12 protein-coding genes and 4 tRNA genes are annotated in these 12533 nt (G+C 70.4%); 5 read left to right on the forward strand and 11 right to left on the reverse strand.

Translation table 11 applies throughout. The features are described from left to right. The 10 genes from LZ198_RS20295 to LZ198_RS20340 all read right to left on the reverse strand — a co-directional run. Positions 1 to 126 (reverse strand): GTP-binding protein (locus LZ198_RS20295; RefSeq protein WP_229908275.1); only part of this gene is annotated, 126 nt, incomplete at its 3' end. Positions 127 to 143: 17 nt separating this feature from the next. Further along, positions 144 to 219: transfer RNA gene (locus LZ198_RS20300), tRNA-Thr, on the reverse strand. A 26-nt stretch (positions 220 to 245) separates the two neighbouring features. Then, positions 246 to 321: transfer RNA gene (locus tag LZ198_RS20305), tRNA-Gly, on the reverse strand. A gap of 9 nt (positions 322 to 330) precedes the next feature. Next, positions 331 to 414 (reverse strand) — tRNA-Tyr (locus tag LZ198_RS20310). A gap of 78 nt (positions 415 to 492) precedes the next feature. Beyond that, positions 493 to 565 (reverse strand) — tRNA-Thr (locus tag LZ198_RS20315). Between the two features lie 102 nt (positions 566 to 667). Further along, positions 668 to 1498 (reverse strand): 23S rRNA (guanosine(2251)-2'-O)-methyltransferase RlmB, encoded by an 831-nt coding sequence (gene rlmB, locus LZ198_RS20320; protein WP_253973675.1) that lies wholly within the window; start codon positions 1496 to 1498, stop codon positions 668 to 670. Between the two features lie 5 nt (positions 1499 to 1503). Next, a complete protein-coding gene (locus LZ198_RS20325; RefSeq protein ID WP_253973676.1) occupies positions 1504 to 1953 on the reverse strand; it encodes a hypothetical protein in 450 nt (149 codons plus the stop codon). A 64-nt stretch (positions 1954 to 2017) separates the two neighbouring features. Further along, on the reverse strand, positions 2018 to 3022 hold the full coding sequence (locus LZ198_RS20330) for an ATP-grasp domain-containing protein (protein ID WP_253973677.1): 1005 nt from the start codon (positions 3020 to 3022) through the stop codon (positions 2018 to 2020). Positions 3023 to 3111: 89 nt separating this feature from the next. After that, the gene (cglB, locus tag LZ198_RS20335; RefSeq protein WP_253973678.1) at positions 3112 to 4395 is read right to left on the reverse strand and encodes an adventurous gliding motility lipoprotein CglB; all 1284 of its coding nucleotides are present in this window, start codon (positions 4393 to 4395) and stop codon (positions 3112 to 3114) included. Between the two features lie 251 nt (positions 4396 to 4646). Continuing rightward, complete coding sequence (locus tag LZ198_RS20340; protein WP_253973679.1) at positions 4647 to 5039, reverse strand: DsrE family protein; 393 nt, start codon at positions 5037 to 5039, stop codon at positions 4647 to 4649. An 84-nt stretch (positions 5040 to 5123) separates the two neighbouring features. On the opposite strand from LZ198_RS20340, the gene LZ198_RS20345 reads away from it, so the two are divergent. The 4 genes from LZ198_RS20345 to hrpB all read left to right on the forward strand — a co-directional run bounded on the left by LZ198_RS20345 (position 5124) and on the right by hrpB (position 10789). Next, the gene (locus tag LZ198_RS20345; protein ID WP_253973680.1) at positions 5124 to 5780 is read left to right on the forward strand and encodes a HEAT repeat domain-containing protein; all 657 of its coding nucleotides are present in this window, start codon (positions 5124 to 5126) and stop codon (positions 5778 to 5780) included. 48 nt (positions 5781 to 5828) lie between these two features. Further along, a complete protein-coding gene (locus LZ198_RS20350; RefSeq protein WP_253973681.1) occupies positions 5829 to 6533 on the forward strand; it encodes an HAD family hydrolase in 705 nt (234 codons plus the stop codon). Positions 6534 to 6601: 68 nt separating this feature from the next. After that, complete coding sequence (locus tag LZ198_RS20355; RefSeq protein ID WP_253973682.1) at positions 6602 to 8188, forward strand: hypothetical protein; 1587 nt, start codon at positions 6602 to 6604, stop codon at positions 8186 to 8188. Between the two features lie 36 nt (positions 8189 to 8224). Beyond that, positions 8225 to 10789, forward strand: a complete 2565-nt coding sequence (hrpB, locus tag LZ198_RS20360; RefSeq protein ID WP_253973683.1) for an ATP-dependent helicase HrpB — start codon at positions 8225 to 8227, stop codon at positions 10787 to 10789. Positions 10790 to 10792: 3 nt separating this feature from the next. Here the strand turns inward: hrpB and LZ198_RS20365 are convergent, their stop codons facing one another. Next, positions 10793 to 11269: a GNAT family N-acetyltransferase gene (locus LZ198_RS20365; protein WP_253973684.1), complete on the reverse strand. Its 477-nt coding sequence runs from the start codon at positions 11267 to 11269 to the stop codon at positions 10793 to 10795. Between the two features lie 58 nt (positions 11270 to 11327). On the opposite strand from LZ198_RS20365, the gene LZ198_RS20370 reads away from it, so the two are divergent. Continuing rightward, the gene (locus LZ198_RS20370; protein ID WP_253973685.1) at positions 11328 to 12527 is read left to right on the forward strand and encodes an MFS transporter; all 1200 of its coding nucleotides are present in this window, start codon (positions 11328 to 11330) and stop codon (positions 12525 to 12527) included. The last annotated feature ends 6 nt before the right edge of the window (positions 12528 to 12533 follow it).

The raw sequence follows: 12533 nt of genomic DNA on the forward strand, positions 1-12533 counted from the left end.
GGCGCCGCCCGTCTTCGCCAGCACCTTCGTGATGGCCGCCGTCAGCGACGTCTTGCCGTGGTCCACGTGTCCGATCGTGCCGATGTTCACGTGGGGCTTGTTACGCTCGAACTTCTCCTTGGCCATGACACTCCTCTAAAAAATGGAGCCCTGAACCAGGATTGAACTGGTGACCTCATCCTTACCAAGGATGCGCTCTGCCAACTGAGCTATCAGGGCTTGGCGATGCTGTGGACTACAACGTTTGGAGCGGGAAATGGGATTCGAACCCACGACATTCAGCTTGGAAGGCTGACGCTCTACCAACTGAGCTATTCCCGCGTTGCCGATTGGAGGGAGATGGATTCGAACCATCGAAGGCGTAGAGCCGGCAGATTTACAGTCTGCTCCCTTTGGCCGCTTGGGTATCCCTCCGAATATTTTGACAACCGACCCCTGACTACAACCCCAACTGCTCTGCCGAGGCCCTCATCCCGCGGCCTCGTCCTGCTTGGCCGGCGGCGGGACTTGAACCCGCGACCTACTGATTACAAATCAGTTGCTCTACCGACTGAGCTACACCGGCACTCACCCGGCACCCTACCCACCGCCCTACCCTACCTCCACCGGCACCGTCAACAACCCGGCACCGATGTGCGAGGCGCGCCCTTTTAGAAGTCCCCATCACTCAAGTCAAGGGGTTTGATCCCGAGTGCTGGCTGGCAGGCGAGCGAGCGCTGCCCCGCTGCCGCGCGACCTCGTATAGCAGAATGCCGGCGGAAACGGACGCATTCAGTGAACCGACCTGACCTGCCATGGGAATCCGCAGGCGGTGGTCGCAGTGCTTGAGGACCCCTTCCCGGACACCGCCCCCCTCGGCCCCCACGACGAGGGCCAAGGGCCCGTCCAGCCGAGCGCTCCACATGGGCTCGGTCGCGTCCACGTCCGCCGCCGCCACCCACAGGCCCGCCGCCTTCAACTCCTCCAACGCCCGGGAGATGTTCACCACGCGGGCGATGAGCGTGTGCTCCACAGCGCCCGCGGATGCCTTGGCCACGGTGCCCGTCACCTGGACGGCCCGGTCCTTGGCGATGACGACGCCATGGGCCCCGAGCGCGTGGGCCGACCGGATGATGGCCCCCAGGTTGTGCGGGTCCTGGATGCCATCCAGCACCACCACCAGCGCCGGCCGCTTGCTGGCCTGCGCCGCCTCCAGGATGTCCTCCAGCTCCGAGTAGCGGAAGCCGCGCAGCTCCAGCACCACGCCCTGGTGGACGCCGCCCTCGGCCATCGCGCCCAGCCGCTCGCGCGTCACCTTCTCCACGCGGACGCCCGAGTCCCGGGCGCGGCTCAACAGCTCCCCGGCCGCCCGGGCACCAACCTGCCCTTCCACCATGTAGAGGCGCTCGGCCTCGTCCGGGCGGGCCCGGAGGGCCTCGAGGACCGGGTTGACTCCATGGACGAAGCGGGACTGGGACTCACCGCCCTCACGCTGACCTCGGGGGGGACGCTCACGCATGGGAACTAGAGGACCTCGACGGGGACGGAGAGGGTCTTCTGCTGACGCGCGCAGATCTTCTCGGTGCAGATGAAGAAGACCAGCTTCGCGTCCACCGAGCCCTTGCCGGCGGCCGTCGCCGTCAGGGGGACCTCGAAGCGCGGGTCCACGAACTCCTGGCCCGCCGCCTTCTTCGACACGGAGTCCTCACGGCCCAGCTTCTCCTTGGCCACCGAGACGTGCGCCCCCTTCACCTCGAGCTTCAGCGGCGCCTCGTCCGAGACGTGCGCGCCCGGCTTCGTCTTGACGGAGACCACGAACACACCCTTCTCCCCGGCCTTGAGCTGCGCGGAGGAGCCCTCCGTGGAGACCTCGTAGAGGCTCGCCGGGTCGACCTCGTCGGCGAGCGCGGGCGCGCCCCAGGACAGGGCCAGCAGTAGCGCGGCCACGGGAGAGAAGGTTCGGATGTGCGGCATGGGAGGGGTCTCCTGGAAGGGGGTGCTGCGTATCACGCCTGGGACGAAGAGGACGCCATTCTCTTCACCCCTCCCCCGTCCCGCTCCGGGGTGGACGCGCGTTGCGCTTGCCACGCGGCCCCGGCGCAGGCGTTTCGAGGGAGGACACCGGAGTCTGCGCGGGCCCCAGATCCGGCAGGGAGACAGGGGCCTGCCCGGCCACCAGTTCCTCGGCCCGGACGATGATGGGCGTGGCCAGGTCCATCCCCGTGGCCGCCTCCATCTCCGGCAGCGCGGGGGAGCTGTTCACCTCGAAGACCTTGGGGTGACCTTCCTCCACGTCGAGCAGGTCCACCGCCGCGACCTCCAGCCCCACCAGCCGTGTCGCCTTCTCCGCCGTGGCGCGCTGGCCTGGGGACAGCTCCATGGCCTCCAGCCTCGCGCCCTTGATGAGGGTGTGCGCCAGGCGCCCGGCCCGAGGACGTCGCCGCACCGCGGCGATGGCCTTGCCCCCCACGACGAGCACACGCACGTCCTGGCTGGTGCTCTTCACGTACTCCTGCATGACCAGGTTGTGGCCGAGCCCCAGCACCGCCTCGAGCGCGGCCTCCAACGACTGGAGGCTCTCGCACACCATGACGCCGTGCTTCTCCTGCCCCTGCAACAGCTTCACCAGCACCGGCACGCCACCGACCAGCCCCACCATCTCCTTGAGGTGCGCGGCGTCACGCGCCATCACCGTCGCGGGGATGTCGATGCCATGCGCGGACAGGAGCTGGAGCGAGCGCATCTTGCTGCGCGACATCGCGATGGCCTGGGCGTGGTTGACGAGCGCCACACCCCCCAGCGCGAACTGGTTCACCACCGCCAGGCCGTAGGTGTTGATGGACTGGGCGATGCGCGGAACGAGGACGTCCGTGGGGGCCAGCTTCTTACGATCGTAGTAGAGCGTCGCGCTCCCCCCATCCAGGTGCATCTGCACCCGGAGAGGGTTGAGCACGCGCATCCGGTGGCCCCTCGCGCGCCCCGCCTCGACAAGGCGCCGAGTGGACGGGATGGAAGCGGAGCGCGAAAGGAGGGTGACTTTCATGGGCGGGAGCCCCGGCCGGGCCGGAAGGCGGGGGACCTATAATCCCCGCCCCGCTCCGGGTAAAGCCGCGGGCTCCCGACCGACCGCCACTACTGCTGGCGGATGGCGCGGACCTCGACGTTCACCGGGGCCTCGGGCCGCGAGTTCTTCAGCCGCTCGCACGTCGAGCCGTTGAAGATGACTCCCGAGCCGAGCGTCGAGTGCGCGCCCAGGACCCAGGTGTTGTCCCCGGAGGCGAGCTTCTCGCCCTCGACGTAAACGAGGATCAGCTTGGGGTCGGAGGGCATCTCCGCAGGCTCGAGCGGCACGAAGCACGGCTCGGGATTCCGGATCTCCTTGCTGATCTGCTCCAGGGCCGCAGAGAGCTCCGCCTGGTTGCCCGCCTGGAAGAACTGACGGTTGCACAGACCCGTGGTCAGGTTGCACGTATCGTTGGCGCCGCACGACGTGGGGCTCGTGCACTTGCGCTGGAAGCCACCCGCGACCGCCATCGCCTGGAGGACATCGGGGCCATCCCCCGCTGCCGTCTCGGCGCCAAAGCCGATGACGATGGTGGTGATCTTCTTGTTGGCAAGCGTCGTCACCGCATCCACGGACGCCGTCTTGTCGAGGCAGCCACGCTTGAGGAAGGAGCTCGTGCACCCATTGTTTTCGATGGTGCACCGGCAGTTCGCCGCGTCCGTGTCGTAGGAGTACGGGTTGAACTCGTTGCAGTTGGGCAGGCCGTCCGTCAGCAGGATGACGTAGTCGTTACGGTCGTCAGACTGGAGGCTCGCCAGGTTCCCCACGTAGGCGAGACTCATGCTCGTCGGGGTGCCGCCCAGGGGCTGGCCCGTACCAAAGTTCGGGATGCCCTGAATGATCTGGTTGATGGCCTCCGCGTTCGCCACGAGCGACGCGTCATCCTCCTCCGCGGGCAGGGGCTGCCGGACCGACTGCTCGGTGGGGGCGAAGCAAGCCCCGACCCCCGAGCCGGTGGTCGCCTGGGGATAGGTCGTGAGGCCGTAGCGAACGAAGGCGCCGCTGTTCGCAAGGAACTGGGGCACAGCCGCCTGCAGCTCCGTCCAGCGCGTGGGGCAGGTGGCCGTCGGGCAGGGGTTTTCGCCGCGGCACAGCACCGTGTCCCCCTGGTTGTTCGTCACCATGCAGGACGAGCGACTCGGATCCACGGGGCCCGTCATCGATCCGGAGACGTCCACCAGCAGCATGGCGTTGGGCTTGCTGGCGAGGGCCTTGACTTCCACCGCCTTCAGCGTCGCGGCGATGGCGAGTGGCTCCACCCGCTCGAAGTCGTACGACTGACACCCCGCCATGACGACGCTGGTGAAGGCGCCGAGGGCCAGGGCGCTCAGGAGAATCTGCTTGGCGCGCATAGGTGATGGATTCCTTCTGCTTCTCGTGGGGACGCGATGCTTCCGCGCGGCCGGGTTCTTCGGGGGGACGGCGTGGGGACAGAGTAACGCGTGACTCGGTCCCGAGGCTACAGCGTCCGCAGACCGTCCCCCAGCCATTTGACTGGGACTGCGACGTTACAGCGAGAGTCGACTTCGTCACCCGAGAGGACACACTCGTGGTGCCAACTGGACGACATCCACGCCTGCCCGGCCAGGCTCGAGCCTCGGACCTACAGCGAGAGCATGCGAGCGCCTTGCGTCAGGCGCCACAGTGAGGCGAGCCCCATCACCTCGTCGAGCGCGGCCCGCAACGCATCCGGCTCGTAGCCGCACAGACGCACCGTCGTGTCGCAGGCGATGACCTTCGCCCCCAGCCCACGCGCCTCCTCCAGCATCTTCGCGGGCGCGGGCACCCCGAGAGCCTCTCCCCGTGCATGCTCGGCGTGCTCCACCTCCCGCTCCGGCTGACCGAAACGGCCATCCACCAGAGCCCGCAGCGCGTCGAATGCGAAGACGAAGTACACCTCGTCCCCCATCGCCGCGGCGGTGATACCCATCGAGCTCGCCTGGAACGCGGGCTCGTACGTTGCGTGCTGCAAGAAGAAGAAGACGCGTCCGGCCATCGTCCCGGCACTCTATTGTGCATCGAGCCAGAACGGGCGTCCGGCATGTACACTTGGACCTCACGCCATCAGGGGAGCGCCCTCATGACCACCCCGACATTCCCCACCCTGCCCGGCTCCGCAGCCTCACCTCCCCGCGCCAAGCGCGGGCGTTGGTGGACCGTGGCGCTGGGACTGGGGCTCGCCGTGGGCCCCGCGGGCGTCTCGGCCGCGGCGTACCGCCAGACGATGGTCGACCCGTCCGCGGGCTCCTCCGCGCAGAGCGCCCCCTCGGGCGACCTCCAGGCGCGCGTGCTGGCCCTGCTCGACGCGCCGGGAGCACCTGAGGAAGAGAGCTGGCGACGACTCGGGCCACAGGCCATCCCCGTCCTCAGCGCCCTGGTCGTGGATGGCTCCGCGCCCGCATCTCGACGAACCCGCGCGGTGGCCCCACTCGCGTTGCTCGACCCGTCCCTGGGCGCCAACCCCCTTCAGGAAGTCCTCGCGGATGTCCACGCGCCAGCGGAGGTCCGCGTCAGCGCCGCGCAGTCACTCGGGCGATGCCTGGGGATCGGCGCCATCCCGGTCCTCACCCCGCGTCTGATGGATCAGGAGGACCAGGTGCGCGAGGCCGTCGCCGTGGCGCTCGGGCGGCTGGGCGGGCAGCAGGCCCGACTGGCGCTGGAGGAGCGCCTGCCCGTCGAGGAACGTCCGCTGGTCCGCGAAGCCCTCCAGCGGGGCCTCAGCCTCGCGGAGCCGTGACGGCACTGGCGTGACTCGGGGCTCGCCTCGGCACGAGCCTTCCGTTAGATGGGGGCCATGCGCCCCACGGTCCTCCTGTTCGATATCGATGGCACCCTCATCACCACCGGCGGGGCCGGGCGGCGCGCCATGAACCGCGCCTTCGAACAGCTCCACGGCCGCATCGACGCCTGCGACTCGTTCCACATGTCGGGCATGACGGACCGGGGCATCGTCCGCAAGGCGCTGCGCATCATCGGCGTCGAAGACAGCGAAGCCGCCATCGACACGGGCATCGCCTCGTACCTCACCTACCTGGCGGACGAGGTGGCCAAGGTCGATGACGAGCGCTACCGCGTCTACCCAGGCATGCGAGAAGCCGTTCTCGAAGCCCGCACGCGCCCCGGCTTCGCCGTGGGCCTGGGCACCGGCAACATCCGTGAGGGCGCCCGGGTGAAGCTCGAGCGCGTGAACATCTACGACCAGTTCGACTTCGGTGGCTTCGGCTGCGACCACGAGGACCGCGTGGAGCTGATCCGCCACGGCGCGCAGGCCGGCGCCGCGCTGCTCGGTGCCCCTCTGGCCGACTGCCGCGTCGTCGTCATCGGCGACACACCCAAGGACGTCGACGCGGCCCTGGGCATCGGCGCGGAGTGCATCGGCGTGGGTACCGGGACCTTCACCGCCGAGGCCCTCCTCGCGGCGGGCGCGCATGCCGCCTTCCCCGACTTCTCGCACCGCGAGGCGCTCGCGGTCCTGCTCGGCGAGCGCTGACGCCGCCCCCACTCGGAGATGCCCACCGGGTGTGGTATCTCCGCCGCCCCTTCGAGGAGCCCGTCCGCATGTCGTCCACGCTCGAGTCCTATGAGCTCATCCGCTTCGCAGAGGCATTCGAGAGCCGACTCGCCACCGCCGGAGAGATGCTCACCGGCAGGCCGGGCCTCGAGGCCGAGAAGGGGTGGCTCGCCACCGCCCTGGAGCTGGTGCGCACCTCCCGGGAACCCTCCGCGGACGTCCTCGACCGGGTCAAGGACCTGCCCGAACTGGAAGAGGCCCGCGAGGAGTACGCCTTCCAGCAGCTCGGGTTGTGGGTCGACTCGCTGGAGAAGCTCCAAGCCGGAATCACCTTCACCGCCAGCAGTCGCGCGCCCGTCATCGAGGCGCTCTTCCCCCACCTGAAGTTCCCCCAGCTTCGCCGCGCGCCCCGCGACGTCATCGTCGAGTACGCCACCTCTTTCGAGCGCCGCACGCGCAGCACCTACGTGGCGCGCATCTTCGCTCGCGACGACTTCGCACTCGTGCGTCCCGTCATGGAGCAGGTCCTGACGGCCCACGCGGCCTGGCGCTCGAGTCACGAGCCCGCCCCCCTTGCCCCCGAGGTCGAGACCGTCCTGCGCGAGGAGCTCGTCGCACTGGGTCGCAAGCTCGACGTGGCCCTGCGCCAGGCACGACTGCTCTCCGAGGCCGCGCTGGTCCCCGTGCCCAGCGTCTACGAAGCCGCGGGACTCGGCCTCAAACCGAAGCGCCGCGCGGGTCGGGGCCTGGCCCTCACCGACGACGGCATCCCCGGGCTCGACTCCGAGCCCGCGGACTCCATGGAGCCCACCGAGGCCGAGCTGGCTGAAGTCGCCGCGCTCGATGCTGGAGGCCCCGAACACGACCTCGCCCCCACCGAGGCCGCTGCGTCGGACGATGACGAGACCGACCTCGACACGCCCACCGGGGACGGTTCATCCGTGGCATCCGCGACGGACACCGAGGCCACCGCGGCGAGCGGCGCCCCCGAAGTCCACGCATCGGAGGTCGCCGCCGAAGGTGACGCGACGTCTTCCACCGAAGAGGGCGTCGGAGCGACGGCTCCCGCGCGTCCCGTCCACCGAAAGAAGGGCGTACGTGCGTCGGACGCGCCGGCGGCCGAGGTCGCGCCGGGGCGCAAGTCGGCCTCCAGCGTCGATGCCGCCCCGACCGAGGATGCGCACGAACACAGCGCTCCCTCCGACGATGCCCCCGCCTCCTCCGGACACGCGCCGGGACGCAAGCAGACGACCGCCGCCGATGCGCGGGCCTCCTCGACCGAAGACGCGCCCGCGCGAAAGCGGACCGCGAGCACCGCTTCCCCACAGGCATCGGCCCACGCCCCAGGCCGGAAGCAGGCGACCGGCGCCGACGCATTCTCCGCCGGGGAGGCATCCGCACCGAAGCGGACCGCGAGCACCGCTTCCCCACAAGCGTCGACCCACGCCCCAGACCGGAAGAATGCGACCGGCGCCGATGCACTCCCCACCGAGGAGGCATCCGCGCCGAAGCGGGCGGCCGGCGGCGAGCCCTCGCCCCGAGCCGAGCACACGCAGGAGGCCGCTCGCGCGCAGGGGCCTCGCGTGCGCAAGAAGAAGGGCGCATCCGACACCGCTGGCACCGAAACATCCTGAGCGGGCCCCACCCCGCCGCGTGAGAGGAACCCGTCCATGGCGGACGCCCCCCTTCCCATCGACCCGCTCCTGCCGGAGATCGTCTCCACGTTGCGTGGCGCGAGGTCACTCGTGCTCGAGGCGCCCCCCGGCGCGGGAAAGACGACACGTGTACCTCGCGCGCTGCTCGAAGCGGGACTCGGTCAGGGCAAGGAGATCGTCGTCCTCCAGCCTCGTCGGCTCCCCACGCGCCTCGCCGCGCAACGGGTCTCCGATGAGATTGGCGAGCGCGTGGGCGAGACGGTCGGATACCAGGTCCGCTTCGAGGACGTCCGTGGCCCGAAGACGCGCCTGTCCTTCGTCACCGAGGGCGTCCTCGGACGCCGCCTGCTGACCGACCCCACGCTGCGCGACGTGGGCATCGTCGTGCTCGACGAGTTCCACGAGCGGCACCTTTCCGCCGACATCTCCCTCGCCATGCTCCGGCGACTCCAGGAAGGACAACGCCCCGACCTCAAGCTCGTCGTCATGTCCGCGACGCTGGAGGCCGAACCGGTGCGCGCCTACCTGGGCGGCTGTCCCTCCCTCCGCTCCCAGGGGCGCCGCTTCGACGTGAGCGTGGAGTACCTGCCCGCGCCCGATGACCGTCACCTGGACCAACAGGTGCTCTCCGGCCTCAAGCGCCTGTTCGCGAACGGCGTCGACGGCGACATCCTCGTGTTCCTCCCAGGCGCGGGAGAGATCCGCCGCACCCGCGACGCCTGCGCGGAGTTCGCCGAACGGCACGACACCGACGTGCTCCCCCTCCACGGAGACCTGACCCCGGCCGAGCAGGACCGCGCCGTGCGCCGCAGCTCGCGCCGCAAGCTCATCCTCTCCACCAACGTCGCGGAGACGTCCGTCACCATCGATGGCGTGGCCGTGGTCATCGACACCGGCCTCGCCCGCGTCGCCAGTCACTCGCCCTGGTCCGGTCTGCCCACACTCAAGCTGTCCAAGGTCAGCCGCGCCTCCGCCATCCAACGCGCGGGCCGCGCGGGCCGTACCCGCGCCGGACACTGTCTGCGGCTCTACACCCAGCACGACTTCGACGGCCGCCCCGAGCAGGAAGCGCCGGAGATCCGCCGCATGGACCTGGCCGAGACGATCCTCGCCCTGCGCGCGTCCGGCGTCACCGACCTGGGCGCCTTCCCCTTCTTCGAGGCTCCTCCCGCCGCGTCACTCGAGGCCGCGGAGACCCTGCTCGACAGGCTGGGCGCCGTGGACGCTCGGGGACAGGTGACGGACATCGGCAAGCGGCTCCTGCGCTTCCCCGTCCACCCACGCCAGGCCCGCGTCATCGTCGAGGGCGAACGCCGCGGTGTGGGCGCCGAGGCCGCCACGCTCGCGGCCCTCATGGGCGAACGAGACATCCGCCGAGAGGCCCGCGCCAACCTGGGCGGAGGCCACCGCGCGGCCGCCGTGGTCAGCGGCCCTTCCGACCTGCTGGAGTTGCTGGAGCGGTTCCGGGACGCCGAGCGCGCCAACTTCGCCTCGGGCCGGCTGCACTCGCTGTCGCTCGAACAGGGCGCGGTGCAGTCCGTGGACCGCGTCCAGAAGCAGCTCCGGCGCGCGGTGCGCGGTCAGGCCGAGCGCCCCCACCGCCCAGAAGACGTCGAGCAGGCCCTGATGCTCAGCATCCTCGCGGGCTACCCGGACCGCGTCGCGCGTCGGCGGCGACCTCGCGCCCCGGAGCTGCTGATGTTCGGCGGAGGCACCGCGTCCCTCTCCGAGCTGAGCGTCGTCCAGGACGCGGACCTCATGGTCACCGTGGACGCCGAGGAGCGCCCCGGTCGCGGCGCCGTCGTGCGACTGGCCAGCGCCGTGGAGCCCGAGTGGCTCCTCGACCTCTACCCCGACACGCTCGAGGAGGTGGACACCCTCCAGTGGAACGCCGACGCGCGCCGCGTGGAGCGCCTCACACGCCTGTCCTACGGCAACCTGGTGCTCGAGGAGACCCGCGCCCCCGCCCCGCCTTCGGAAGCAGCCGCCCGGGTGCTCGTCGAGGCGGCGCTCGCCGCGGGACCAGGACAGTTCGCCGACCCGGAGGCCCTGGAGCAGTGGCGCACCCGCGTGGCCCTGCTCGCCCAGGCCTTCCCGGAGGCGAAGTTCCCCACCGTGGATGACGCCTTCCTGCGCGACGCGCTCGCGTCGCTGTGCTCGGACGCGCGCAGCTTCAAGGACCTGGAGGGTGTGTCGCTGCTGGATGCCCTGTACGCGCGCCTCTCGTCGGAGCAGCAGCGCCTGCTCGCGGCCCACGCGCCCGAGCGCGTCACGCTGCCCGGCGGCCGCGGCGTCAAGGTCCACTACGAGCCGGGCAAGCCGCCCTGGGTCGAGTCGCGCCTCCAGGACTTCTTCGGAATGGCCCAGGGCCCCAGCGTCTGCGCGGGGCGCGTCCCGCTGGTGCTCCATCTGCTCGCGCCCAACATGCGCGCGGTGCAGGTGACCACGGACCTCGCGGGCTTCTGGGAGCGGCACTACCCGGCGATCCGCAAGGAGCTGTGCCGCAAGTACCCGCGCCACTCGTGGCCGGAGGACCCGAGGCACGCGCAGCCACCCGCGCCCCGGCCTCCGCGCCGCTGAGGGCTAGAAGCGCTTGTGCATCTCCAGGTGGTCGATGCCACCTTCCTCGAACACCGAGCCCACGGCCGTGTAGCCGTGCTTCTTGTAGAACTCGAGCGCGTAGAGCTGGGCGTGCAGCATGATGCCCTCGACGCCACGGCGACGCGCCTCGTCCTCCAGCGACGTCAGCAGCAACGAACCCACGCGGGCCTTGCGGTGCGCCTGGAGCACCGCCATGCGCCCCACCTGCCCCCACTTGCCCTGCTGCCCCGTGGGAGGCTGGGGCAGCATCACCAGCCGACCCGTGCCGATGGCGTGGCCGCCCTGGTAGGCGATGACGTGGTAGGCGTTCGCGTCCTCGGCGTCGCGCTCGATGCCCTCGGGGACGTGCTGCTCCTCGATGAACACCACCTCGCGGATGGCGAGCGCCTGCATGAGCTCCGCCTCACCCTGGATCTGGGTGATGGTGACGGGCGCGGATGTTTCCGTGGGACTGGCCATGTCGAGGGCAAGGTACACAAAAGAAAGCGAGGTCAACAGGCGGAAAAAGCGGCCGGACATGTCAAGGTTCAAACCCTTCATGAGCCTGGCCCCCGGCGCCCGACGCCTCCCCCTGGCGGGCTTCTACTTCCTCTACTTCGCCTCGGTGGGAATCATCCTGCCGTTCCTGCCCGCGTACCTCCGCTCGCTCTCCCTCTCCGCGACGCAGGTGGGTGTGCTGCTGGGCCTGTCGCCGGCCATCTCCCTGCTCGCTCCCCACCTGTGGGGACATATCGCCGACCGCACTGGCCGTGCGGCCCGGGTCCTCACCGCGCTGACGCTCGGCGCGGCGCTCGCGTTCAGCCTGGTGGCGACGTCGCGCACCTTCCCCGCGCTGGTGGCGACGATGGCGCTCTACGCCTGCTTCGCGTCGTCGTTCACGCCGCTGATGGACACGCTCACCCTCCACCACGTGGCGCGCACCGGGGACTCGTTCGCGCGTGTACGCCTGTTCGGCTCCGTGGGCTTCATCGTGTCCACCGTCCTCTTCGGCCTCTTCGCGCCCGGCGTAGGCCCCGCCGTGGTGCGCGTGCCGCTGCTGCTGCTGTCCGCGCTCGTCCCGTGGAGCCTCCTGCTGAAGGACACGACCGCGCCCGACCGGGGCCTGCATCCGCTCGCGGGCCTGCGGCTGCTGCGGCACGCCGACATGCGCTGGCTGCTCGCGGGCACCTGTCTGCACTGGATGGCCTGCGCGCCGTTCCACGGCACCTTCTCCATCCACGTCATGGAGTTGGGGCTATCCACCACCGTGGTGGGGCTGGTCGCCGGGCTGGGCGTGCTGGCGGAGGTCGGCGTCATGGCCTTCTATCCGCGACTCACCGAGGCGCGGACGCCGAGGCAGGTGCTGACGTTCGCGTTCGCGGCGAGCGCGGTGCGCTGGGGCGGCATGGCCCTCACCTCGACGGCGGGAGGGCTGGTGGCGCTGGCGCCGCTGCACGGCCTGACCTTCGGCGCGTTCTACGTCGCGAGCGTGGCCTTCCTCACGCGTCGCGTGCCCCCGGAGCTGCGCGCGTCGGGACAGGCCCTGTTCGCCGCCGTCACGTTCGGGCTCGGGGGGCTCGTGGGCTACATGTCCTCGGGCGCGGGCTACGACTGGCTCGGCGGGCACCGGCTCTTCGCCGTGGCCGCGGTCCTGGAGGTCGCAGCCGCCGTCTTCGTGTCGCGGGCCGTCAGCGCGCCCGCAAGGGAGCAGGGGCTCTCCACGGAGGCCACGGGGTGATAGGCT

The sequence above is a fragment of the Myxococcus dinghuensis genome (assembly GCF_024198235.1).
Lineage (GTDB): Bacteria > Myxococcota > Myxococcia > Myxococcales > Myxococcaceae > Myxococcus > Myxococcus dinghuensis.